Genomic DNA, 25,171 nt, shown 5'->3' on the forward strand with positions numbered 1-25,171 from the left:
ATTCGACTATGGCTACAATTCATGTCGATGGAAAATCGTACGAAGTCAATGGCTCGGAAAACTTGCTGCAAGCATGTTTGAGCCTTGGGATCGACATTCCGTACTTTTGTTGGCATCCATCCTTAGGTTCTGTCGGTTCTTGCCGTCAATGTGCCGTGACCCAATATGCGAACCCTGAAGATACTCGTGGTCGCTTGGTGATGTCATGTATGACACCTGCTGCTGACAATACCTATATCTCGATTGAAGACAAGGAAGCAACTGAGTTCCGTGCTTCAATTGTAGAGTTCTTGATGACCAACCACCCACACGACTGTCCAGTCTGTGAAGAAGGTGGTCACTGTCATTTACAAGATATGACTGTAATGACACAGCACGATCGTCGTCGTTACCGCTTTACTAAACGTACTCACTATAACCAAGAGCTTGGTTCGTTCATCGCGCATGAAATGAACCGTTGTATCGCGTGTTATCGTTGCGTGCGTTACTACAAAGACTATGCAGGCGGTACAGACTTTGGTGTCTATGCCAACGCATCACGTGTTTACTTTGGTCGTCCTGAATCGGGTACTTTGGAATCTGAATTCTCAGGTAACTTGACTGAAGTCTGTCCAACAGGTGTATTCACCGACAAAACTCACTCTGCGCGTTATAACCGTAAGTGGGACATGCAGTATGCGCCTAGCGTATGCCAAGGCTGTTCTTCAGGTTGTAACATCTCTCCGGGTGAGCGTTATGGCGAATTGCGTCGTGTAGAAAACCGCTTTAACGGTGAAGTCAACCAATACTTCCTATGCGATAAAGGTCGTTTCGGTACAGGTTACGTGAACCGTGAAGATCGTCCACGTCAGCCACAGTTCCGTAACGGTGCGAGCGTAGAAACCGTTTCTGTAGATACTGCTCTTGATACGATTATTGCCAAAGTTCAAGGCAAAAAAGTTTTGGGTATTGGTTCACCGCGTGCATCGCTTGAATCAAACTTTGCTTTGCGTGAGTTGGTGGGTCAAGACAACTACTCAACAGGTTTATCGCAAAAAGAGCAAAACTTGGTTGAACTTGCTGCTTCAATCATGCAAACCGAAGGAATTTATAACCCAGGTATGCGTGAAATTGAAGACTACGATGCTGTGTTAATTTTGGGTGAAGATTTAACCCAAACTGCACCACGTATGGCGTTGTCTGTTCGTCAAGCGGCGAAAAACAAAGCCAAAGAAATGGCGGCAGAGCGTCGTACGCCAGATTGGTTGGCTGAACCTGTGCAACGTATTGCGCAAGATGCAAAATCACCAATTTACATTTTGGCTGCAACGCAAACTCGTTTAGCTGATGTCGCAACAGGTGAAGTGGTTGCTTCTCCAAATGATATCGCACGTTTAGGTTTTGCTATTGCTGCTGCGGTTGCAGGTGACGTGATCACAGGTTTAGATGACGATGCGAAAGCATTTGCACAAACCATTGCTGACACGTTAAAAGCTGCGAAAAAACCATTGGTGATTTCAGGTACAAGCTTACAAGACGCTGCCATTATGGAAGCGGCTGCACAAGTGGCACAAAACTTGGGTGAAAACGCAGGTTTAAGCTTAACTGTGCCAGAAGTGAACTCAATGGGCTTGGCTATTTTTGGTGGTCAAAGCTTAGAGCAAGCATTTGCGCAAGATTACGATGCTGTGATTGTGGTTGAAAATGACTTATATCGTCGTTTACCTGCAGTACAAGTCAATGCAGCTTTAGCGAAAGCACAAGATGTCATCGTGCTAGATCATGCTGAAACCGCAACTGTGCAAAAAGCCAATATCGTACTTTCTGCAGCAAGCTTCGCGGAAGGTGATGGTACGGTGGTGAGTCAGGAAGGTCGTGCACAACGCTTCTTCCAAGTTTATGACCCAAGCTACTACAAACCTGAATTGGCGATTAAAGAATCTTGGCGCTGGTTACACGCACTTGAAACAGGCTTAAAAGGCAAAGCAATTGCTTGGACTGTTTTAGATGACGTGATTGAATCTGTAGTGAAGAATGTTCCAGCACTTGAAGCAATTCAAGATGTTGCACCAGATGCAGGTTTCCGTGTACATGGCTTAAAAGTTGCGCGTGAACCACGTCGTTACTCAGGTCGTACCGCTATGCGTGCACCGTTATCCATTCACGAACCAAAACAACCTGTCGATGTAGATTCAGCATTAACATTCTCTATGGAAGGTTATGTGGGTAATCAAACGCCAGCGGCACTTGTACCATTTGCTTGGTCTGCAGGTTGGAACTCGCCACAAGCTTGGAACAAATTCCAAGACAACGTGGGTGGTCACTTAAAAGGTGGTGACGCAGGTATTCGTTTATTCGACCGTTTGGCGAAACGTCCTGCACGTAGCTATGTTGCACCTGCACCAGTACTTGCAAATCCAGACAGCTTCCGTTTAATTCCAATGCATCACATTTTTGCATCGGGGGAATTTACGGTGAAAACTCCTGCAATGGAATCACGTATTCCTGAAGCAGTATTTGCTGTAGGTACGCAGGATGCGCAGCGTTTGAATCTACAAGATGGTCAAACAATTACTGTACAAGCAGGCGAAACATCTATCGTGTTGCCAGTACAAGTGATTGAATATTTACCTACAGGTTATATTGGCTACCCAATTGGTCTTGCACCAACGGTATCTCTTGCAGAGCCTGTTTCAGTCGCGGTAGGAGTGTAATTCATGCAACAAGAATTAATCCGTCAGACGCCGCTGTGGGCTGAGAACTGGCCAATTGCCTATTCAGTCATTCAAGCGATTGTCATCTTACTGGTTGTGGTATTGATTGCTGCACTCATGTCTTTTATTGAGCGTCGTTTACTGGGCTTATGGCAAGACCGTTATGGTCCGAACCGTGTAGGTCCAGGCGGTATGTTCCAGATTGTTGCCGACATGCTGAAAATCATGTTCAAAGAAGACTGGACACCAAAATTTGCCGACAAACTTACGTTCCGTATGGCACCAGCAGTTGCAATGGCAACTGCGGTACTGTCGTTCATGGTTATTCCTGTATCACCTTATTTAGGTGTGGCAGACATGAGCATTGGCCTGTTGTTCTTTATGGCAATGGCAGGTATCGCAGTGTATGCGGTGTTATTTGGTGGTTGGTCATCAAACAACAAATACGCATTGCTTGGTGGTTTACGTTCAGCCGCTCAAACCATTTCTTATGAAGTGTTCTTGGGTATTTCACTCATGGGTGTGGTTGCTATTGCAGGCTCATTCAACATGCGTGAAATTGTTGAAGCGCAACGTGATGTTTGGTTTGTGATTCCACAATTCTTAGGTTTCTTGATTTTCGTGGTTGCAGGCGTTGCGGTAACTCACCGTCACCCATTTGACCAACCAGAAGCAGAACAAGAATTGGCTGAAGGTTATCACGTCGAATATGGCGGTATGAAGTGGGGGATGTTCTTCGTTGCAGAATATGTCAACGTGGTACTGATCTCTGCGCTTATCGTGACTCTATTCTTCGGTGGATGGCTAGCGCCGTTTAACCTTGAAATTCCATTCATTCCAGCAGCTTTCTGGTTCATTATCAAAACAGCATTCTTTGTGATGATGTTTGTCTTGGCTCGTGGTTCTTTAATGCGTCCACGTTATGACCAAGTGATGAACTTTGGTTGGAAAATTTGCTTGCCATTGGCGCTTGTTAACCTTTTGGTAACTGGTGCTGTGATTCTTATGAATCATTCGGCCTAAGACAGCAGGGAGAACAATATGTTTAAGTTTCTAGCTGGGTTTGGGTCAATTGTACGTTCACTGTGGATGGTTTTCTCACACGTGACACGTAAACGTGACACCATTTTGTATCCGGAAGTACCAGCCGAAGAAATTGTACCTCCACGCTTCCGTGGTCGTATTGTGTTAACACGCGATCCAGATGGCGAAGAGCGTTGTGTAGCATGTAACCTCTGTGCAGTTGCCTGTCCAGTTGGTTGTATTTCACTGCAAAAAGCAGAACAGGAAGATGGTCGTTGGTACCCAGAGTTTTTCCGTATCAACTTCTCACGCTGTATTTTCTGCGGTATGTGTGAAGAAGCATGTCCAACGACTGCAATTCAGTTAACACCTGACTTTGAGTTAGGTGAATATGTGCGTCAAGACTTGGTGTATGAGAAAGAACACTTACTCATTTCAGGTCCTGGTAAATATCCTGACTACAACTTCTACCGTGTAACGGGTATGGCTGTTACAGGTAAAGACAAAGGTCAAGCGCAACGTGAAAGCGCACCTATTGATGTACGGAGTCTATTACCATGATGTGGCCGTTTTATTTGATGGCACTCGTGGCCATTGTTTCTACGGTTCGTGTAGTGACTAACGCGAACCCAGTACATGCTTTATTAAGCTTGATCGTGTCATTACTTGCGGTTGCAGGCATGTTCATGATCGTGGGTGCACCATTTGCTGGCGCCTTGGAAATCATTGTTTATGCGGGTGCGATCATGGTCTTGTTCGTATTCGTGGTGATGATGCTCAACCTTGGTCAGCAAACTGTTGAGCAAGAGCGTAAATGGTTGACTTCATCAACTTGGGCATACCCAGCTTTGATGAGCTTCCTAATTGGTTTGGTTTTAGTGTGGTCATTAAGCTCAGACTACACTGCACCAAGCGCGCTTATGGGCACCGAAATGGTGGGTCCAAAAGCAGTGGGTCAAGCACTCTTTACTCAGTACTTATTGTTGGTTGAAGTTGCCGCAATGTTATTACTTGCAGCTTTGGTTGCAGGCTTCCACATCGGTAAACGTGAACCAAGTGCAGAAGAGGAAAAAGAATAATGGGCAACATCCCTTTAGAACATGGTTTGATTGTCGCGACCATTCTTTTTGCACTCGGTTTTTACGGTGTGATGGTGCGACGCAACCTACTATTTATTTTAATGGGCCTTGAAATCATGATGAACGCTGCGGCATTGGCGTTTGTCTTGGCTGGTAGTGCATGGGTACAACCAGATGGTCAGATCATGTTTATCCTGATCTTGACACTTGCTGCGGCAGAGGCGTGTATCGGTCTTGCGATCGTCCTTCAGTTCTATCATCGCTTCCATCATTTGGATGTGGATGCTGCTAGTGAGATGCGCGGATGAGTTATTTATATCTAACAGTATTGTTTCCGCTCATTGGTTTTATCCTTTTAGCGGCAGGGCGTAACAACTTACCTGAAAAAGTTGCTGCGATTATTGGCGTAGGTTCAGTGGGTCTGTCTGCATTATTTGCGCTAATTGCAGGCATGGACTTTGTGAACAACGGTTCGGTTGCAACGACTCAACATTTATGGACTTGGTTCAATGTGGGTGGTTTTGCACCTGCGTTTAGCTTGCACTTAGACGGTTTATCTTTGCTCATGCTGGGCATGATTACAGGCGTGGGTTTCTTAATTCACATCTTTGCATCATGGTATATGCGTGGTGAAGAAGACTTTGCACGTTTCTTCTCTTACTTCAACTTGTTCGTTGCGAGCATGTTGTTGTTGGTACTTGGCGATAACTTGGCGTTATTGTTCCTAGGTTGGGAAGGTGTAGGTTTGTGCTCTTACTTGCTGATTGGTTATTACTACCAAAACCCTGCAAACGGTTTTGCAGCAATCAAAGCATTTACCGTAACACGTGTGGGTGACGTTTTCCTACTGATCGCGTTGTTCTTGTTGTATCAACAATTTGGTACGTTGAACACACAATACATCGTAGAAAATGCAGCCAATGTAATGACTCAAAGCTCGTCGATCACCATTTGGACAGCGTTAATGTTGTTCTTGGGTGCTGCGGGTAAATCTGCACAAATTCCGTTGCAAACTTGGTTAGCCGATGCGATGGCAGGTCCTACACCTGTATCTGCATTAATCCACGCTGCAACCATGGTAACTGCGGGTGTTTACTTATGCTGCCGTATGTTCAGCGTATTTGAACTTGCACCTGAAGTGATGTTATTCATTTCAATTACAGGTGCTGTGACCTTGCTAGTTGCTGGTTTTGCAGCATTGGTTCAAACCGACATCAAACGTATTTTGGCTTACTCAACTATGAGTCAGCTGGGTTATATGTTTATGGCAGTTGGTGCAGAAGCATACCAAGCGGGTCTATTCCACATGTTAACTCACGCATTCTTCAAGGCATTATTATTCTTGTCTTCTGGTGCGGTGATTTTGGCTTACCATCACGAACAAAACATTTTCAAAATGGGTGGCTTGTTCTACAAGAACAAATTCCTGTTTGCATGTTTCGCGATTGGTGGCGGTGCATTGGCAGCGATTCCATTCTTGACCATTGGTTTCTTCTCAAAAGACGCTATTTTGGCAGCAGTTTGGACGCAAAGTCATATCGCAGGTATTCCGCTATATAACACCTTATATTGGGTGGGTGTAGCAGGTGCATTCTTAACGTCAATTTATACATTCCGCTTAATTTGGGTTGTATTCTTTGGTAAAGAAAACACACCGTATCACGAGATCAAAGGCGCAACTTACTGGTTCCCATTGGCAGTGCTTGCAGTACTTTCAACTGGTTTAGCGATTGTATTAAAAGCACCAGTGATGAGCATTCTTGATGCTGCAAAAATCCCAGCATTTGTGATTCCTGAAGCATTAGAAGCAGGCGCACATGGTGCAGAGTATGTTGCAATTGGTGTGGCTTTGGCTGGTTTAGCAGTAGGTGTGGTGTTATTTGCCTTTGCTTACAATGCTGTAAAAGGTTTTGCGCAAACTTCATTGGGCGCAGGCCTTGCCAACATTTGCCGTAATGCACTTGGTTTCGATGCGTTGTATGACATCGTATTTGTAAAACCATTCTTGCTGATTGCCAAACTATTAGGTCGTGATCCAGTTGATGGTATGTGGTTGGTACTGCCTGCACTGGTGAAAGGTGGTCATAGCTTCACAAGTTCACGTCAAACAGGTTCATTGCGTGAGTACGCATCAAGTATGGCACTTGGTGTGGTGGTCTTACTAATGATCTTGATCGTGATTCAGGTCGTGGGGAAATAAGATGGATACTCCAAACAATTTAATTCTACCCGCGCTGATCCTTGTTCCGTTCATTGCAGGTTTTATTTGCTGGTTGGTCGATAAACTCGACGATAAATTACCGCGTTACATTGCTTTAGTGGGCATGCTTGTTACTTTGGGCTTAACTGTCGCATTGTGGCAAGGTGCTAGCTATAACTATGAATTAGGCGCTCAAGTTCCAACTTGGTCGGCTGAATTTATGCTGCCTTGGATTCAAACCCTAGGCATCAACATTCACTTAGCGGTGGATGGCTTATCTTTACTCATGGTGGGTTTAACTGCATTACTGGGTATTTTAGCGGTAGGCTGTTCATTTGGTGAGATTCAAAAGAACGTCGGTTTCTTCCACCTTAACCTTTTATGGTCTTTGGGTGGGGTAATTGGCGTATTCCTTGCGATTGACTTGTTCCTGTTCTTCTTCTTCTGGGAGATGATGCTTGTACCAATCTACTTCCTGATTGCGTTATGGGGTCATAAAGGTTCAAACGGTCGTTCACGTGTTTACGCTGCAACCAAATTCTTTATCTACACGCAAGTTGCTGGTTTAATCATGTTGATTGGTATCTTAGGTCTAGTGATCTATGGATACATGATGTCAGGTACTATTTCATTCAACTACAACTATTTATTGGCTGTAGCGAATACACTTGACGCACAATTACCAGCAGTCGCTTATGCCTTCATGATCTGTTTATTCATCGGTTTTGCGGTAAAACTTCCAGTTTTCCCATTACACGGTTGGTTACCAGATGCACACGCACAAGCGCCTACAGCGGGTTCTGTCGACCTTGCAGGTATTTTGATTAAAACTGCGGCATACGGTTTATTACGTTTCGTGATTCCATTCTTCCCAGCGGCTTCTGCTCAGTTTGCAGACATCGCCATTATTTTGGGTTTAATTGGGGTGTTCTACGGCGCGTGGTGTGCTTTCCAGCAAACCGATATGAAGCGTTTACTTGCCTATACCTCAATTTCGCACATGGGCTTCGTATTACTTGCAATTTATGCAGGTAATATCCTGACTTACCAAGGCTTAATGATCATGATGTTGGCACATGGCTTGTCATCTGCTGCATTGTTCATTATGTGTGGTCAAATTTACGAGCGCGTACATACACGTGACATGCGTTTAATGGGCGGTATTCGTGGTCAATTCCAATACCTTTCATTCTTCCTGATGTTCTTTGTGGCTGCGTTAGTCGGTATTCCTGGTTTAGGTAACTTTATTGGTGAATTCCTGATTTTGATGGGTTCATTTGAACAGTTCCCAGCCTTCACAATTATTGCGGCAATCAGCTTAGTTTTTGCAGGTGTTTACGGTTTAATCCTGATTCACAAAGCTTTGTTTGGTGTACCAAATGAAGAGCAAAAACAGCACTATGCAAATCCGTTAAAAGATTTAAATGCACGTGAAGTTGTGATTCTTTCAATTTGTGCGCTGGGTCTAGTATGGCTTGGTCTGTATCCACAAACCTTCCTTGATATTTCAAATTCAAGTATGGCGTGGTTAGCAAATAGCTACATCCCAGTTCAAGAAGTAGTTGAAGTTACGCAAGAAGTAACAGCTCAACTCGAAAATGTGGAGATCCAATAAGCCATGAACTTCACAATGTCATTTTCTGAGCTTATGCCTTTAGCTCCTGTGATGATCGTGGCTTTAACTGCGATTATCGTGATGATCCTTACTGCAATTAAGCGTAACCATAACTTAATTGCTACAGCATCAGTGGTGGGCTTGAACCTCGCTGCTGCTTACCTTTTACTCATGATGTTTGGCGGGAATTTTGCTCCTGCCAGCGTGATGGGCATGTTTATGATTGATCCGTTCACCTTGTTATATCAACTGGTGATTCTGATCGCTGCATTAGCATGTTCTACTTTGTCACATGCGTATATTGAGACCTATAAAGACAACCGCGAAGAACTCTACATCTTAATGTTGTGTTCAGTGGCGGGCGCTATGTTGATGGTGTCAAGCTCGCACTATGCGTCGTTCTTCATTAGCCTTGAGTTAATGTCAATTCCTGTTTATGGCTTATTGGCATACACTCACCAACGTTCTAAATCTTTAGAAGCAGGCGTGAAGTACTTAGTCTTGTCTGCAACCGCATCTGCAATGTTGCTCATGGGTATGGCGTACATTTATGCATACACTGGTTCATTGTCTTTCTATGACTCTGTACAAGCATTAATGCAAAATATCCAACAGCCATTGGTAGTTTTAGGTCTAGGCTTAATTGTCTTTGCTGTTGCATTTAAATTGTCGTTGGCACCATTCCACAAATGGACGCCAGACGTTTATGACGGTGCGCCTGCACCAATCGCAACCTTTCTTGCGACTGCAGCAAAAGTAGCAACCATTGGTTTGTTTGTACGTTACATTTTGGGTTCAGGTGCAATCCTGATCGACTCAATTGTAACCATCATGACCATTATTGCTGTGCTTTCAATTTTGGTGGGTAACTTCCTAGCTGTACGTCAAGTTAACTTGAAGCGTATTTTGGCTTACTCATCTATTGCGCACTTTGGTTATTTGTTGATTGGTTTAATCAGCATGACCTATGCAAGTTTGGGCAATGTCAGCGTATATGTGATCACTTATGTATTGACCACCATTGGTGCGTTCGGTGCAGTGGCATTAATGTCTAGCCCGTATAACAACGTAGCTGAAGCAGAAAGCTTAGCAGACTACCGTGGTTTGTTCTGGCGTCGTCCTGTATTGACTGCTGTATTAACTGTCATGATGCTTTCTCTAGCAGGTATTCCACTCACTGCAGGCTTCATTGGTAAGTTCTTGGTGGTGATGGCTGCTGTTACGACTCAGCACTGGTTCTTAGCTGCGATGATCATCGTAGGTTCAGGTATTGGTTTGTACTACTACTTGCGCGTTATGGTGGTGATGTATATGACACCGCCAGATGAACCAAAAATGGACGCTGTTGATCATTGGGGTCAAAAAGTGGGCGGTATTATGGTATTGGCTGCAGCTTTAGCGGTATTGGTGATTGGTGTTTATCCAGACCCAATTATCAAAATTGCACTTGAAGCTGAAATTTTGTCACCAATCCATTTCATGCTGTCACAGCAATAATTTGAAAGAAGTTTAACTTTCAGTCAAAAAGCCTTCATAAATTGAGGGCTTTTTGGTTTATATACACAATAAAAACAGCATATAATAAAATGATATTTGCTTTTCTTTCCTTTTAGGTGTTCTCCCGTGGCTATTCATGAAATCCGACATCCGCTTATTCGTCATAAATTAGGGCTATTACGTCGTGCTGATATCAGCACCAAAAACTTCCGTGAATTGGCACAAGAAGTCACCATGTTGCTGACTTATGAAGCGACCAAAGATTTGCCTATGGTCGAGCACGAAATTGCGGGTTGGAATGGTGCAGTCACTGTAGACCGTATTGCGGGTAAAAAAATTACGGTTGTGCCTATTTTACGTGCAGGTATTGGCATGTTAGATGGTTTCTTAAACTTGATTCCAAGTGCCAAAGTGTCTGTACTTGGCTTGGAACGTGATGAAGAAACTTTAGAAGCGCGTACGTACTACAAAAAATTAGTACCAGATGTACAAAACCGTATTGCGATGATTATTGACCCTATGCTTGCCACAGGTTCATCTTTAGTGGCAGCGATTGATTTGCTCAAAGCCAGTGGTTGTAAAGACATTCGTGTGATGGTTTTGGTTGCAGCGCCAGAAGGCATTCAACGTGTAGAAGCCGCGCATCCAGATGTGGTGATCTTTACTGCATCGGTAGATGAAGGTTTAAACCAAGATGGTTATATTGTGCCTGGCTTGGGTGATGCAGGCGATAAAATTTTTGGTTCAGTGCAAAAAGATTAAGCCGAATGTCGGTGAAAAAGAGGCATTAACTGCCTCTTTTTTATATACTCATATAAAGTGCAGCTCGTAAAAGGTTAAGCCATGAAATCTGAACAATATCAAGGGAAAATCAAACAATATAATGCCGAAAAAGGCTATGGATTTATTGCCGCACCTGAAGGTGAAGTGTTTTTCCATATCTCGGATTTTCCTGCGGCTGAAGGCGAGCCAAAGCGCAATGATCGCGTTAAATTTAATGTGGTTCAAAATGGCGATCGTTATAAAGCCATTAATATTGAACCTGTAGAAGATAAATCCAAAAAAGCAAAAAAAGCCAAAGCGGTTGCTGCGAATACGTCGATTACGTCTGCATTGTTATCAAACTTAAAGCGTTAGTTTTAAATGTTTTCATGCACAGAAAAGAGGCATTCTCGCCTCTTTTTTGTACAATAATCAAAAATTAACGTGAAAAGAGTAATTTATGTTTTTAGAAGGGAAAATAAAAACTTATAACGAAGAACGAGGCTTTGGTTTTATTCAAATAGAAGGAGAGCCTAAAGATTTGTTTTTTCATATTAAAGATTTTCCCAATAAAAATCTGCCACCAAAAGTGGGAGAAAATCTAAAATTTCGTAAAGTAGAAGAAAATGGCAAGTTCAAAGCAGATAATATCGTCCGTCTAGATATTAAGGTTGCAGTCGAAAGGCATACGCCTCAATCAAGGGCAATTCATACGACAAAGCAGATTCAAAAAAGACAGCAGAAGTCTGAAAATAACTCATCCAATTTTGTGACTTATATGGGTATATTGATTATATTCGTCTTGGCTTATGCAGTATTTAATAAGTACCAAGCTTGGCAAAATAGCCAGCCTGAAGCTTTATCAGTACAAAAAGTAGTAGAAGTTCCTGTTGTTGAACAGAACTTTACTTGTGATGGGCGTGAGCACTGTAGTCAAATGACGTCTTACGAAGAAGCATTATTCTTTATACGAAATTGTCCAAATACTAAAATGGACGGTGATGGTGACGGCATACCGTGTGAGAGTCAGTTTAATCGCTAAAAAAAGAGTACCATCATCGGTACTCTTTTATAAACTATTTCGCGTCGCAAAACTTCATAAATGCCTTTAAGCCAGGCCCTTGGTATTTCTGACGATGCACCAACATGAATAACGGGCGCGTCAGTTGCCAGAAAGGTGTATCTAAAATCACCAATTGACCTTTTTCTAGTAAAGGTTCAATCGCCAATCGTGAAATACACGACATACCAATCCCACCTGCGACAATTTTTAAAATCGCTTCGTTATGACCCAAAGTTAAACGAATATTGGCATCAGGCAGGTCTTTTAAAATTGCATTGTCAAACACTTCACGGGTACCTGAACCTTCTTCACGTAAAATCCACTCGGCATCTTCAAAATCTGCAATGCTTAAAGCACGGTTTAACTGCGCTAGAGGATGACTTGGCGCACAGCACACTGCAAGTTCATCATCACGCCAATGAATACATTGGAGTTGGGGTAAGTGACAAGAGCCTTCTATCAAGGCTAAATCTAGCTGAAACTGATTCACAGCTTCAATCATTTGGCGGGTATTGCCCACTTGTAATTGTAAATGCGCCTGCGGCTGAATTTGCAAAAAGTCTGCCATTAAATCAGGCATCAAATAGTCACTGATGGTGAGGGTTGCACCTAAACGCAAATCGATGCTTTGTAGTTCGCCTTTAGCAGCTTGCTCAAACGCTTCACAACGCCCCAAAATTTCTAAGGCTTGTGGCAATAAAAAACGACCCAAATCATTTAGTTGTAGACGTTTACCCAAACGGTCAAACAGTGGAGCACCCAAGCCATCTTCCAAATCTGCTAAGGCCATGCTTGCAGCACTTTGGGTGAGCTTAACGGCATCACTGGCTTTGGTTACTGTCCCTTCTTGGGCAACTGCTACAAAAACCGCCAACTGGCGTAAAGTCATGCGCATGAATCAAGCCTTAACATTTAAAAATATTCATAAATTACCCCAACATGCTAACATGAGCACAGTCTTTCATGCCACGCTCAAATCATGTCAATTGAAAAATTTACTTTAGAAAAAGTGCTTTCGGTTCATCGTTGGACCAACACCTTGTTTAGCTTCACCATGACCCGTCCTGCGCATTTTAAATTTACCGCAGGACAGTTTGCACGTATCGGGTTAAAAGTGGGCGATGAATTGGTGGTACGTGCTTATTCGGTGGTGTCATCACCCTTTGATGAAACTTTAGAGTTTTTCTCGATTGTCGTGCCAGCTGGTGCATTTACTTCTAACTTGCAGCACCTTCAAGTGGGCGATGAGCTGTACTTGGAAAAAATTCCGTATGGTTTTTTGACCTTGGCGCGTTATCAGTTGCCTGCGCCACACGATTTATGGTTGTTGGCCACAGGTACAGGTCTTGCACCGTTTTTATCCATGCTGCAAGATTTTGAAACGTGGACAAAATATCAATATATCTATTTGGTTTATAGTGTGCGCACCGAAGCCGAATTAGCTTATGTCGATAAAATTCACGAAATTGCCGAAACTTTTGGCGAAGGGCATACAGGCTTTGAGTTTATCCCAATTATCACTCGCGACCCTCAAGCTGCTTTGCATGATCGTTTGCCTGTATTAATTGCGAATGGCGAACTGGAACAGGCTGCGGGTAGTGTACTCAACCCTGAAACCAGCCATGTGATGTTATGCGGTAACCCTGCCATGGTCGATGACACCAAAGAAGCCTTAAAAGCGCGTGGTTTAAGCATGAACCGCCGTGGGGAAGGCAATATTGCAGTTGAAAATTATTGGTGAGGATGTGATGCAACTATTCAAATATCAACTGTTCAAATATATAGCCAGCGCAGGGCTGATGTTTATAGTCGCACAAACCGTACAGGCTGAAACGGTGGAAACTCAGGTTGCTGTGCAAGATCACGTACTCATTTATGATGGGCCACTTAGCCCTGAAGCCAACGCACGTGCAGCGGAATTACTTAAACAGTCAGACAAAATTGATACCTTAAAAATCAACAGTCGTGGTGGCGAGATCAGCTTAGGTATTGATTTGGGTAATTTGGTCTTTGGCCATCAACTGAATGTTGAAGTTGGACAGTATTGCTTTTCTTCTTGTGCCAATTATGTATTTCCTGCGGGCAAAGTAAAATATTTAAACTTGCGTAGTCAGTTGGGTTGGCATGGTGGCAGTTTGCAAAAAATGCAATTTGAAAGTGCCGAAATGGAACAAATGTATAATGAATATATTGGCCCAATCCGTGCAAAGGAAACCGCTTTTTTTCAGAAAATTAAAGTTCAGCAAAGCTCAACCATTGCAGGGCAGGCACCTGAATATGAAAAATATCAAGACTGTGTCGGTTGGCGCTATACATCTAAGAAAATGCGAAGTTTTGGCATAGATCAGGTGCGTTTTAAGCAGGTTTTGTGGCTGCCTAAATCGAGTTTTGAAAATAAATGTATTTTCACAATTCGCTAAAAATTGGTTGTTGAGGTGATCTTCACCATTCATATAAAAACCTCATCTACAACGCTGCAGATGAGGTTTTTGCTTGGTGCGATTCAATTTTGAAAGCAACTTTTGAACGCAATGCTTGAAAGTGACTCTTCAAAGAAATTAGTGCACAAACATATCCATATATTCGCGGATTTCCTGAATCGCGCTATCGACATCGCTACTTAGCCAAGTCGGTTCAAAAAAACCTGCATAATGCTCTAAGCGCTCTTGAGGAACCACCAAACGCACAGGACATTCTTCTTCAAGTAAGCGCCACGGTAAAATTGGCACTTCATTATCCAGAAATGCAGCAATGTTGCGAATATCAATGATCATGGCATTCACACAATCTGGAAATGGCATGACCGAAAATTCTTCGGTACGACGACGGAAATATTCCAAATCGCCCCATTTGAGCAGATAGCTGGGCTTGCTAAATTCAATAATACCAATGAGATGCCCATCACGGGTATAGTGCAAGGCACATTGATGAGTGACGTCAGTGTCAAGATCAAGCGATACACTTTGTTGACGATACGCCATAAAGTTCAAAGTACACAAAAAAACGGTACGTGATTATAGCGCATTTCCCCGTGAGAGGCAGCTTTGTCGATATTGGGCAACATAGGTGGTACTTGAGGTATATTACATCTTTTCACCATCTTGCTATGTATTGTCACACAATAAGCGTGAGGAGCTTGTTAGTATAAAAATTCATCAGATAAATACATAAGTGAGGGGAACATGCCACATGATTTCAATAAACCACCTCATGTAAACTCAGCTGAAGACATTAAGCGAAAAAAACGTATTCCAGTCTATATGCTTCTACTGGTGGGAATCTTTTTATTGGCATTGCTGATTTACATGATGGCGGATCGCAATCCGAGTCCGAGCGAAGCACCTCCTGGACATCCTAATCCAACCGTACAACAAGCAACGCCAAATAGCACGACAACGGGCACAGCTGGAGATGAAGCACGTGCAGAGGACAGTAATACTGCAACAGCAACAGATCGGTAGCTTAGCCTAAGCGTCAAAAATTCATATTTACAAATTCAGCCTTGCCTAGATGCAGGGCTTTTTTGTGGATTTTCGCAAGGTTTATTGTCCCTCCTTTGTAGAATTGTTGCGATTCTGCATCCTAAGGTTGAATAAAAAATATGCAAATTCTATGGTGAATAGAGCTTTACTCAATAATTTGAATCGATAAAAAGCAGTTTTGCGCCGTGGTGCAAACCTAAAAATGAAGCTAATCACCATGAGGATTAAACAAGATGAATGATTATTTTAATGGGAACCTACATGGCAGAGGTTTTGATGCCATGTATTATTGGGAGCAATTTCAACCCATTTTAGCTGCAGTCGCAATTTTACTTGTCGGGTGGGTGATTGCATTATTGGTTGCGGGTGGAATTAAAAAGGTTCTACAAAAATTAGGTACCGATCAAAAATTATCAAATGCAACGGGGCATCGTTCAAATATTGAAGTGATTGTGTCGCGGGTCGTGTTTTGGGTGATTTTAATTATTGCGGTCATTGGTGCGCTGAATGTGTTGAATCTGACCAGTGTCAGTGGGCCATTCAGTAATATGATTCAGCAGTTCTTATTGTTTATTCCTTCTTTACTGGCTGCTGTAGCCGTTGCTTTTATTGGGTGGATTTTGGCAAATCTGGTCAAAGTGGGGATGCAAAAACTGTTGGCACGTACCCAGTTGGATGAAAAACTCAGTGCCGATGTGGGTGTGAGTGGCTTAAGTCAAAATATCAGTGAAATTGTTTATTGGCTGATTTTATTGCTGTTCTTGCCAATTGTGCTGTCAATTTTAGGCTTAAACGGTCTGTTGTTCCCTGTGCAAAACATGGTGAATGAAGTTGTGCTGTATTTACCGAACATCTTCATTGCAGGCGTGATTGTTTTTGTCGGATACATTCTGGCAAAAATTGTTCGTGGCATTGTCGAAGGTTTATTAGGCAGCCTGAATATTCAACAGCATGCTGAAAAAGTTGGCATTTTTAAAAATTCAAATTTACCTAAATTACTCGGTTCGTTTGTTTTCGCCTTGGTGATCATCACCGCCTTGATTATTGGTTTTGAGGCACTTGGAATTGAAGCCATTTCGCAGCCTGCGACAGCCATGCTGTATGAAATTATGAATGCGATCCCGCATATTATTGCGGCAGGTCTGATTCTTATTTTGGCTTATGTGGTGTCGCGTTTTGTAGCCAATATTGTGGTGGAAGTGGTTGCAGGCACAGGAGTCGATGGTATTCCTGCCAAACTCGACTTACAACGCTTTTTAGGTACAACTAAAATTTCATGTGTGGTTGGTTATCTGATCGTATTCTTTACCATGCTATTTGCGGTATCTGAAGCGGCGAACCGTTTGGGCTTTGATCAAGTCAGCGGCTTGATTGCCATGTTTATCCAATTTGGTGCAGATATCCTGTTGGGTGCTGTCATTTTGGTGGTGGGTTTCTGGCTAGCGAATTTGGTCGCCAAAGTGGTACAGCGCGGTGAATATAACAGCTCGCGTTGGTTGGCAAACTTAGTCCGTATTTTAATTATGGGCTTGGTGGTAGCCATGGGCTTACGCGCGATGGGTATTGCAGACTCTATTGTGAACTTGGCCTTTGGTTTAACTCTTGGTTCTGTTGCAGTGGCTTTCGCACTTGCCTTTGGTTTAGGTGGTCGTCAACCTGCAGAACGTGTGTTAACTGATTTGATTGATAAAGCTAAACGTGAGGCAAATCAACCGAATCCTTTGCACAAGACAGAAACGGCAACGTCAGCATCAAGTGTGATGACACCTATTGTATCTGAGCAGCCGCAAGCGTCTGTAAGTGATGTGACTACAATACCTGAAGCGGCAACTGATCATGCAGTGCCAGATACGTTAAAGGTTGATCCTGAACATCCACCAGTCAACAACCCATTTGGTTCGACAGGTGAGGCTGAACCAGATGTTGATGAACATCCAAAAAATGACCCGAAATAACCTGTTCAAATTTTGATTTGAATCGCTAAGATGATCGACCAATCACCGTATTGGTCGATTTCTTTTCGGTATTCATTAAAAAAGAGGAAAGACTAATGTCCAAATCAGCACCCGATAAGTTTTTTGCCCCAATCGTGATTGCTGGCATCACCATCGGCTTTTTTGTTGCAGCCTATAAATTTGTTTTTGCCAAGCCAGAAGCCACCGCAAAACCAACTGAAAATGTTGAGAAAAATCATCCAAAAGAGGATAGACCAAGCTCTTAAATTATGTTAAAAATTAATCAACTTTGGCAGGAATGAGCCAAAGACTGATTTGGATAAATCAGATCAATAACTTGGAAAGCTTGATGAGGGTTTAAGGGAAAAATAAAAAACTTGGGTTTTAACCAAGCTGAAATATTTGAGTCTTAAAATTCGCGCAAGGATGACAATAATGAGAGAAATCAATATGCTAAACAAATTACGTATCAGTTTAAAAGTTCAAGTGGCAAATTCGTTACCTATGCATCAACAAAATGCTGTGCTTAAAATGCAGCAAACTGAATCACGTTTGGCAAATACGCCAAAATTGGTATTATTTCGTACCGATTATTTAGAATAAAATAACAGGATTCACGTATTGCTAAGTCTTTATAGTACGTGACGGTGTTAAAGAAAAAGCCAGTTTAGAAAAAACTGGCTTTTGTCATTTTGCAATTTGATCGGCAAGATCAATATTATTCTGTTTAGACTAGAATCATTTTTATCACATTCATTTGTTTGCATGTTTCATCTAAAAGCAAACTTAAACATACTCCGATGCTGCATGTGCAGATGACCACGCCCATTGGAAATTATAGCCGCCCAAATGTCCCGTTACATCTAAAACTTCCCCAACAAAATACAAGCCTTTTTGTTTTTTACTTTCCATAGTTTTAGAGGAAACTTCTTGGGTATCGACTCCGCCTAAAGTGACTTCGGCAGTACGATAACCTTCTGTGCCTGATGGTTTGACTTCAAAGGCATTTAAACGTGCTGCAATCTGTTCTAGCTTTTCATCACTGATATTGCCAATTGCCGTTTCAGAGAGTGCAGGCCAAATCAGTTGCTGTAATTCAGCCACTACACTTTTTGGCAGATGCTCGCTGAGTAAGGTGCGCAGTAAAACTTTAGGACTGCTTTGCTTTTTATTTTTAAAAAAGTCATAGAGTTCTAAGTAAGGTAAAAAGTTAATTTTAAAACTTTGTCCGACATCCCAATAATTAGAAAGCTGTAAGGCACTCGGCCCACTCAAACCGCGATGGGTGAATAGCAATGCTTCGGTAAAACTAGTCAATGAATTTGATAAAGTCGCATCCACCGCATTACCGCTTAAACGTGTAGTGACTTCTTTAAAGCTGTCTGAGAAGGTAAAAGGCACTAAACCTGCACGGGTCGGGTAAACACGATGACCAAACTGTTTAGCAATTTCATAGCCAATTCCAGAGCCACCTAAAGTTGGAATAGATAAACCGCCAGTTGCTACGACCACAGCGCTTGCTTGGAAATAACCCAAAGTCGTTGCAATTTGAAAACCTTGATCATCTACCGCATTCACGGCTTTGACTTCACAATTGGTTTGAATATCGACCAATTTGGTTTTTTCACATTCGGCTAAGAGCATGGCTAAAATTTCTTTAGCGCCGTTTAAAGTGAATAATTGTCCGTGTTTGCGTTCTTCATATTCAATGCCGTATTCGCAGACTAAACCAATAAAATCCCAATTGGTATAACGGGTGAGTGCAGAAATGACAAAATGTGGATTATGTGAAATATAATGGTTTGGCTCGACTTCTAAATTGGTGAAATTACATTTACCACCACCAGACATCAGAATTTTTTTTCCCACTTTATTGGCTTTTTCCAGTACCACAACCGAACGCCCACGTTTACCAGCCTCTGCAGCCAACATCAAGCCTGATGCACCCGCACCTAAAACAACAACATCAACCTGATGAACCATGAGTATTACTCGGTAGACGAAAAGCGAGCAATTATAAAAGATTTGTGGGGGTTTTAATATGCTTTAAGCTTTCCTTGCAACCCACCTGTATGAATGGCCAGGATTCGAGTGTGGGCAGGGAAATGATTGTGCTGGATTAAATCAAGAATTCCCATCATCATTTTACCTGTATAAATGTGTTCGAGTGGAATTTGATATTTTTGCTCAAAATTTTGAATAAATTTCAATAATTCAGGTGTAGTTTTGGCATAGCCGCCACCACAATAGGCATCGGTTAAAGACCAATTGCTTTTATCGGTCCATTGTTGAATGTCCTGTTTGAGAAAATCACCTTTCAAGGCTGAAAATCCTAAAACTTGCTGTTGTTCCGAGCTACTTTCAATGATGCCCACAATTGTTCCACCAGTACCCACAGCACAACAAATTACGTCATAATTTTCTAAATCATCAGGGGAGAGGATTTCCTGTGTCCCTTGAATGGCAAGGGAATTGCTTCCACCCTCTGGAATAATAAAGGCTTGAGGATATTGCTGTTGAAGTTGTTGTAAATATTCCACTTCATGGCGCAGACGATATTCGGCTCTGCTAACAAAATGCAGTTGCATGCCAAAATCTTGCGCTGTTTGTAGGGTAGGATTTAAGTCTTGGGTCGCAAGTTCTTGACCACGAATGATGCCAATACTTTGAAAGCCAAAGCGTTGAGCTGCATAAGCCGTTGCTGCAATATGATTGGAAAATGCACCGCCAAAAGTGAGGACTTGAGAAAAACCTTGCTGTTGTGCTGCCAAGAGGTTGTATTTGAGTTTAAAAAACTTGTTGCCCGAAATCTGGGGATGAATCAGGTCAAGGCGTTTGATGGTCAGTTGAACAGGCTGGGGAAGTTCTAATGTTTGATAAGGGGTAGGAAAAGCAATGTGATCAAACATTTTTTGCGAAAGAGAAATGAATTTGACCACATTGTAAATGTATTTGATTGAGAATGTCAGTGTTGGTTTATGAGTCAGTATCCACCGACGTGATCACCGACATACCAGGGCGTAGATTTTCGATCCCTTTTTGATTCGGATCAATGGTGATACGTACCGCTATACGTTGAACGACTTTGGTAAAATTTCCTGTGGGATTGTCAGGTTTAAGTACACTGAACTCTGAACCCGCAGCGGGGGAAATCTGTTCCACATGGCCTGGTTCATTGAGCAATGTCCAAACAATAGGTATCGCTATTCCACGATAGATGATGGCTAACATCAAGATATTGATATCTCGTTTTCCCCATTTCTAGTTGGTTCTATCCAAAGTTAATTGGACTTTATCGAATGAAAATATATTGAAAATTAACTGAGAAATTTGACGATAATCGAAATACTGATCTGCAAAGAAGCGTTGTATACGTCGATAAAATGATTGTGGTAAGCACGTGATGGGTAAGGCTTTAGATGCAGAAGAAAGATTACATGTCTGTTTTACAATTAATGCAAGCATAATCAGTGTAAAAAATTTTACATGTGACTTGTTCCACTTTAGATATTTGTTTAAGATGAGATGTAACTCATTGAAATGTGTCATCATATTCGTCGTCAGAAAACAAGTATTATGCCATTATTTCAATGAGTTATCTTTTTTTGTCGTGTACAAAGTTAAATTTTAATTAATTCTGGATATGAAAACTAAGGAATTCTATGGAAGTAAATGGTTTACTATCATTAACACTGAATGCTGTTATCTGTACAATTATTGGATTTTTTATTATTGGTAAAATACTGGAGAAAATTAAAAATAAGAATAAAACTTTTGCTGCCATATATTCTTTTATATTATTTACTTTTATAAGCTTTTTAGCTCTCACGTTCATAGACTATAAGAATAATAGGATTCCACTTGAGTTAGATGCTTTTATTAAAAAAATTTCATTTGTATTCATAGATAGTATGGCTCTTTCTTTAATAATATGTATATTTTTTTCATTTATGATACTAATTCTATATGTTTTTGATCATAAAAAATAGGAATATATATGAAATACAACATACTTACTAAGAATTATTTATGAATAAGCTTTTCATTAGCCTAATATTAATGACACAATTCACTCATGCAAATCCCATTAATTCAATCACTACCACAATTAGATTAAAGTAAAATCATGGAAACAAATCCGTGATCATAATATCGTAAAACAAGATCTTGATTTTTCTTGCGGTGTTGCATCGATTGCAACCCATTCTTAATGGTTATTACAACCAAAAAGTAACTGAAGAAGAAGTTTTAAAAATCATGGATAAGGGTGACCTTATGGCATCCTTTGACGATATGCAGAAAGCATTAAATAAATTAGGGGTGGTATTTCAAAAAGTATGCTGACATTAAATGAAGCCATTATTGATGTAAAAAAAGGTTAAGTCGAAAGCTTTAAAATGGTTTTCAATCTTTTTTGAAAAATTACAACTCCTTCTAAAACCGCGCCTAATTCGATGCCTTATTTTGCAATTATTACCTTCAATACCTACAGTAAAAAATTTACCAATACTTTGCTTGCAGTTTTTAAAAGCAGTTATGAAACTGTCCCAATGATCACTTGCAATTCGGGTGTAGTGAATACCTAATTGTTTAAGCTTTGTCTTCAACCTTTGGACTGTAGCTAAATCTCTCTTACCCCAAACATAAGCAACAATCTCACCTGTTTCTCGATGGTAGGCGTAAATAAGCCATTGTTTATTATTTTTATTTCCAACAAAAGTCCAGAATTCATCTACTTCGAGAGATTCATAATGACTTTGTTTAGGCTGAATTTGGTAGGTTGATTCGGTTAAAGTACGTAAAACTTTACCGATACTGATTCGCTCAACTTCAGCGATATCTCGTATACCACTACCTCTGATCATCAACTGTAATATTTTTCGAGTAATGCCTGAATGACATCCTAGATAGCTCAGAGCATGGTCACTAATAAACTGACGTTTACAGTCTTTGCACTGATAGTTTTGTTTCCCATCTACTTTGATGCCATTTTTCTTTATACTGTCAGTGAGGCAGGTTGGACATTTGATTTCTAGAGTTATTCGCATTTCTCTATTTTATCAAAATTCAACCTGCTTTGTTTCAGCATACTTTTTGAAACACCACCATCTTTTTTTGTCGTGTACAAAGATCGTTTTATCAAAGTAAGTTGAATAACCATAGGGCAGCAATTTACCCTATGGCTTTGTAAAATTTAATGAAAAACTGCTTCCAAAGCATTTAAGCCAACTTTAGGATCGAGTAAACCATTGTAAATCTCTGGAATTTCACGTTCGACACTTAAGAGCTGATAAATGGCAATCATGGCACAACGTACGGAATATTCCACAGTGAAAACCACATCATCTTCAAGCTCTACGAATTGACCTAAGAAAGCAAAGTTGACTGCATTTTCTGGAATGACCAATGGGCGATCACCTGCTTTACGACATGCAAATAGGGCAGAAGCATAAGGCATCATTACTGTGGTAATGTCAGTATGTGCCAACACATGATCCAAAATGTCATCGAAACCAAGTTGATGAATCAACTCAATTAAAATTTCTTGACCCGTCGCTTCACTCATCGGTTTTTTAATGTAATCGCCGATATGGTCAATTTCAAAACCATAACCCCATAAGGTGAATTTACCTTCTGGTAAGTCAGCAAAATGCGGTTGAGCTGGAACGACCACAGATAGATGCCAACCAGATTCAAACCAAGTCATGAGTGCACCTGTACCCGGTTCATTTCCTGTGTAATCAATAATCCGTTTTAGCAGCACATCATCATGCATGGTGAGCGTAAAGGATTTCCATTTATGCTCATCAATGTTGCCATAGAAGGTCATTGGACGACCAAAATCAGGAGCTTTTTGAGCCAATGTTTCCCACAAACGCCAGCCATGATCTTGTCGATCACGAATCAGCTCAGGAACATCGAATTTATCGCCATAACGTGAATCAGCCGTAATCGAACCTAAAGTAAAGAGCGCAAGATCATGCTCACCCAGTTGAATTTGTTCAGTGCCTTCTGGAATGTTGACATAAAGTTGGGTTGCCTTACGTTCCTTCGTTTGGGCATCTTCGACAAAGTCTGCATCTGTGACATAACTACCGAAACGAACATCAACGCCTTGTTCCACCAACCAGCGTTGTAGAGGATGAATCATTGAATCATATTGATTGTATTTAGTTCGTTTCACACCTGCTAAGGTATGGATACGTGGTAATTCTTGAATGAAACGTAGAAAATAACGGCGTAATTCCGCTGCGCTATGCCATTTTTGAAAGGCAAACGTGGTTCGCCACATCCGCCAAAAATTACTTTGGAAAAATGCATCATCAAAAAATTCATCAATACGGCGACTACCGATACGATCTTCTTTTAATGCCAGTAGACGTAACATTTGAGCACGGTTGAGCGTTGATAATCCCAATTTTTGAGCTTCTGCAATAATATGATTTGAGTCGATCAAACGTGCTTGAGCATTGGTTTTAACTTGTTCGTTAAATTCACGACATTCTTCGCGAACAGAAATGTCTGGATTTTCTAAAGATGGGATGCTTGAAAATAAATCCCAAGTACACAAATAAGTCTCATCAGTTAGCATACGTCCACCACGTGTGACCCATGCTTGGTTCGGATTAAGCGGATTATGTCCACCATCCATCGAACCACCAGAAACATTCAATTCTTCTAAAATATGGATATGTTCGGCTGGCACTTTAGCGTCACGAATCGCAAAAGCAGCAGCAGCCATACCAGCTATGCCTCCACCTACAATCCAAAGATGTGATTTAGAGCGGTCTAATGTTTTCAGTCTTTTATTTTGCATCTGATGTGCCTCGGTTGTAGTTCTAAAGAAAATTAAAGCCATAATTTTATTATGGGATTATATGTTTTAAAAATATATGAAAGTTCTGCTAAAAATCGATGATAAATTATTATCAGAAAAAAACTTTAATAGAAAAAATGGATGCACAATAAAATTTTACTGTTCATATGCTATGTTTTAACTGTTTGATATTGAAATTAAATTGAGTTTTTACTCTATTTTTGGTTTTTTTAATAAATATCAAATTGCTTGAAAAATCCTTAAATTTATAAACATAAATCAAAAAAATTATATCTTCTATTATGGTTTTTTAAGTAAAATAAATAATTGAAAATTATTCTAATCTTGAGGTCTATCTTGGAATCATTATTGATTTTAGGCTCTATTGCTTTGGCATTAATGTTGGGGGCAATTAGTCCTGGGCCTACCTTTATTTATGTGGCAAAAAATTCGATAGCCATTTCACGTAAGCATGGTTTATTTACGGCTTTAGGCACGGGTACGGGTGCCGCAATTTTTGGTTTATTGGCGGTGATGGGGTTGCAGGCTATTTTATTGGCAGTGCCTTCAGCATATTTTCTGCTTAAAATTTGTGGTGGTTTATATTTGTTGTTTTTGGCTTATAAAATTGTGAAGCATGCCAAAGCGCCTATTCAAACCAATCTTGCACATGGACAGCAAATGTCACTGCGCCGTGCGTTTACTACAGGTTTAATTACGCAGTTATCTAACCCTAAAATTGCAATTGTCTTGGCGAGTATTTTTACGGCTTTGTTGCCTAAAGAAATTCCGAACTATTTTTATGTGGTGCTGCCAATTCTGTGTTTTTTTATTGATGCAGGTTGGTGTTCATTGGTTGCAGTGGCTTTGTCTGCAGAAAAACCGCGTCAGGCTTATATTAAGTTTAAGGCTATTTTTGACCGTGCAGCAGGGGCGGTCATGACAGTATTGGGATTAAAGTTAATTTTTGGGATGAAGTGACTAA

General features: G+C 41.2%; 24 protein-coding genes and 2 pseudogenes. 18 read left to right on the top strand and 8 right to left on the bottom strand.

Annotated features, from left to right (window positions below):
- Positions 1 to 8: 8 nt before the first annotated feature.
- The 11 genes from nuoG to FTV28_RS02715 all read left to right on the top strand — a co-directional run bounded on the left by nuoG (position 9) and on the right by FTV28_RS02715 (position 11,911).
- Positions 9 to 2,693, top strand: a complete 2,685-nt coding sequence (gene nuoG / locus FTV28_RS02665; RefSeq protein WP_179989370.1) for an NADH-quinone oxidoreductase subunit NuoG — start codon at positions 9 to 11, stop codon at positions 2,691 to 2,693.
- 3 nt (positions 2,694 to 2,696) lie between these two features.
- Complete coding sequence (nuoH, locus tag FTV28_RS02670) at positions 2,697 to 3,716, top strand: NADH-quinone oxidoreductase subunit NuoH (RefSeq protein ID WP_004975457.1); 1,020 nt, start codon at positions 2,697 to 2,699, stop codon at positions 3,714 to 3,716.
- A gap of 18 nt (positions 3,717 to 3,734) precedes the next feature.
- Positions 3,735 to 4,277, top strand: a complete 543-nt coding sequence (gene nuoI / locus FTV28_RS02675; protein ID WP_004975460.1) for an NADH-quinone oxidoreductase subunit NuoI — start codon at positions 3,735 to 3,737, stop codon at positions 4,275 to 4,277.
- Positions 4,277 to 4,795: an NADH-quinone oxidoreductase subunit J gene (gene nuoJ / locus FTV28_RS02680; protein WP_171062597.1), complete on the top strand. Its 519-nt coding sequence runs from the start codon at positions 4,277 to 4,279 to the stop codon at positions 4,793 to 4,795. Before nuoI ends, nuoJ begins: the two co-directional genes overlap by 1 nt.
- A complete protein-coding gene (gene nuoK / locus FTV28_RS02685; protein WP_004975463.1) occupies positions 4,795 to 5,103 on the top strand; it encodes an NADH-quinone oxidoreductase subunit NuoK in 309 nt (102 codons plus the stop codon). Before nuoJ ends, nuoK begins: the two co-directional genes overlap by 1 nt.
- A complete protein-coding gene (nuoL, locus tag FTV28_RS02690; protein WP_096901802.1) occupies positions 5,100 to 6,995 on the top strand; it encodes an NADH-quinone oxidoreductase subunit L in 1,896 nt (631 codons plus the stop codon). The genes nuoK and nuoL overlap by 4 nt, the downstream gene beginning before the upstream one ends.
- Before the next feature lies 1 nt (position 6,996).
- On the top strand, positions 6,997 to 8,610 hold the full coding sequence (gene nuoM / locus FTV28_RS02695; RefSeq protein ID WP_004975471.1) for an NADH-quinone oxidoreductase subunit M: 1,614 nt from the start codon (positions 6,997 to 6,999) through the stop codon (positions 8,608 to 8,610).
- Between the two features lie 3 nt (positions 8,611 to 8,613).
- Positions 8,614 to 10,107 (top strand): NADH-quinone oxidoreductase subunit NuoN, encoded by a 1,494-nt coding sequence (gene nuoN / locus FTV28_RS02700; protein WP_154320447.1) that lies wholly within the window; start codon positions 8,614 to 8,616, stop codon positions 10,105 to 10,107.
- A 126-nt stretch (positions 10,108 to 10,233) separates the two neighbouring features.
- Positions 10,234 to 10,869, top strand: coding sequence for a uracil phosphoribosyltransferase (gene upp / locus FTV28_RS02705; RefSeq protein WP_004975475.1), 636 nt, complete (start codon positions 10,234 to 10,236; stop codon positions 10,867 to 10,869).
- An 81-nt stretch (positions 10,870 to 10,950) separates the two neighbouring features.
- Complete coding sequence (locus FTV28_RS02710) at positions 10,951 to 11,244, top strand: cold-shock protein (RefSeq protein WP_004975478.1); 294 nt, start codon at positions 10,951 to 10,953, stop codon at positions 11,242 to 11,244.
- 85 nt (positions 11,245 to 11,329) lie between these two features.
- A complete protein-coding gene (locus tag FTV28_RS02715; protein WP_154320448.1) occupies positions 11,330 to 11,911 on the top strand; it encodes a cold shock domain-containing protein in 582 nt (193 codons plus the stop codon).
- A gap of 34 nt (positions 11,912 to 11,945) precedes the next feature.
- On the opposite strand, the gene gigC is transcribed toward FTV28_RS02715, so the two are convergent.
- Positions 11,946 to 12,827, bottom strand: coding sequence for a LysR family transcriptional regulator GigC (gene gigC / locus FTV28_RS02720; RefSeq protein ID WP_004975482.1), 882 nt, complete (start codon positions 12,825 to 12,827; stop codon positions 11,946 to 11,948).
- 84 nt (positions 12,828 to 12,911) lie between these two features.
- On the opposite strand from gigC, the gene FTV28_RS02725 reads away from it, so the two are divergent.
- Together FTV28_RS02725 and FTV28_RS02730 are read left to right on the top strand one after the other, a co-directional pair.
- Entirely contained in the window at positions 12,912 to 13,673 is a 762-nt protein-coding gene (locus tag FTV28_RS02725; RefSeq protein ID WP_154320449.1) for a ferredoxin--NADP reductase, read from the top strand.
- Positions 13,674 to 13,680: 7 nt separating this feature from the next.
- Positions 13,681 to 14,352 carry a hypothetical protein gene (locus FTV28_RS02730; protein WP_179989371.1) on the top strand — a complete coding sequence of 224 codons (672 nt, stop codon included), beginning with the start codon at positions 13,681 to 13,683 and terminating at the stop codon, positions 14,350 to 14,352.
- Between the two features lie 138 nt (positions 14,353 to 14,490).
- Here the strand turns inward: FTV28_RS02730 and FTV28_RS02735 are convergent, their stop codons facing one another.
- Positions 14,491 to 14,913 (bottom strand): hypothetical protein, encoded by a 423-nt coding sequence (locus FTV28_RS02735; RefSeq protein WP_004975486.1) that lies wholly within the window; start codon positions 14,911 to 14,913, stop codon positions 14,491 to 14,493.
- A gap of 201 nt (positions 14,914 to 15,114) precedes the next feature.
- Between FTV28_RS02735 and FTV28_RS02740 the strand changes: the two genes are divergently transcribed.
- The 4 genes from FTV28_RS02740 to FTV28_RS02755 all read left to right on the top strand — a co-directional run bounded on the left by FTV28_RS02740 (position 15,115) and on the right by FTV28_RS02755 (position 17,972).
- Positions 15,115 to 15,393, top strand: a complete 279-nt coding sequence (locus tag FTV28_RS02740) for a hypothetical protein (RefSeq protein WP_004975487.1) — start codon at positions 15,115 to 15,117, stop codon at positions 15,391 to 15,393.
- Positions 15,394 to 15,647: 254 nt separating this feature from the next.
- Positions 15,648 to 17,369, top strand: coding sequence for a mechanosensitive ion channel (locus tag FTV28_RS02745; protein ID WP_179989372.1), 1,722 nt, complete (start codon positions 15,648 to 15,650; stop codon positions 17,367 to 17,369).
- 95 nt (positions 17,370 to 17,464) lie between these two features.
- Complete coding sequence (locus FTV28_RS02750; protein WP_004975491.1) at positions 17,465 to 17,635, top strand: hypothetical protein; 171 nt, start codon at positions 17,465 to 17,467, stop codon at positions 17,633 to 17,635.
- 169 nt (positions 17,636 to 17,804) lie between these two features.
- Positions 17,805 to 17,972 (top strand): hypothetical protein, encoded by a 168-nt coding sequence (locus FTV28_RS02755; protein WP_004975492.1) that lies wholly within the window; start codon positions 17,805 to 17,807, stop codon positions 17,970 to 17,972.
- Between the two features lie 183 nt (positions 17,973 to 18,155).
- Here the strand turns inward: FTV28_RS02755 and FTV28_RS02760 are convergent, their stop codons facing one another.
- The 6 genes and pseudogenes from FTV28_RS02760 to FTV28_RS02785 all read right to left on the bottom strand — a co-directional run bounded on the left by FTV28_RS02760 (position 18,156) and on the right by FTV28_RS02785 (position 24,186).
- Positions 18,156 to 19,352 (bottom strand): NAD(P)/FAD-dependent oxidoreductase, encoded by a 1,197-nt coding sequence (locus FTV28_RS02760; protein ID WP_104852353.1) that lies wholly within the window; start codon positions 19,350 to 19,352, stop codon positions 18,156 to 18,158.
- Between the two features lie 53 nt (positions 19,353 to 19,405).
- On the bottom strand, positions 19,406 to 20,278 hold the full coding sequence (locus FTV28_RS02765) for a 1-aminocyclopropane-1-carboxylate deaminase/D-cysteine desulfhydrase (protein WP_179989373.1): 873 nt from the start codon (positions 20,276 to 20,278) through the stop codon (positions 19,406 to 19,408).
- Positions 20,279 to 20,345: 67 nt separating this feature from the next.
- Positions 20,346 to 20,537, bottom strand: a pseudogene (locus tag FTV28_RS02770) (HlyD family secretion protein); the annotation flags it as partial.
- Positions 20,532 to 20,918 (bottom strand): annotated as a pseudogene (locus tag FTV28_RS02775) (IS4 family transposase); the annotation flags it as partial. The pseudogenes FTV28_RS02775 and FTV28_RS02770, both read right to left, overlap by 6 nt.
- 797 nt (positions 20,919 to 21,715) lie before the next feature.
- Complete coding sequence (locus tag FTV28_RS02780) at positions 21,716 to 22,417, bottom strand: IS1-like element ISPa14 family transposase (protein WP_178882874.1); 702 nt, start codon at positions 22,415 to 22,417, stop codon at positions 21,716 to 21,718.
- Between the two features lie 146 nt (positions 22,418 to 22,563).
- On the bottom strand, positions 22,564 to 24,186 hold the full coding sequence (locus FTV28_RS02785) for an oleate hydratase (protein WP_179989374.1): 1,623 nt from the start codon (positions 24,184 to 24,186) through the stop codon (positions 22,564 to 22,566).
- 357 nt (positions 24,187 to 24,543) lie between these two features.
- On the opposite strand from FTV28_RS02785, the gene FTV28_RS02790 reads away from it, so the two are divergent.
- Positions 24,544 to 25,167: a LysE family translocator gene (locus FTV28_RS02790; RefSeq protein ID WP_096901823.1), complete on the top strand. Its 624-nt coding sequence runs from the start codon at positions 24,544 to 24,546 to the stop codon at positions 25,165 to 25,167.
- Positions 25,168 to 25,171: the final 4 nt, after the last annotated feature.

Source organism: Acinetobacter sp. YH12252 (assembly GCF_013417365.1).
GTDB classification, from domain to species: Bacteria; Pseudomonadota; Gammaproteobacteria; order Pseudomonadales; family Moraxellaceae; genus Acinetobacter; species Acinetobacter towneri.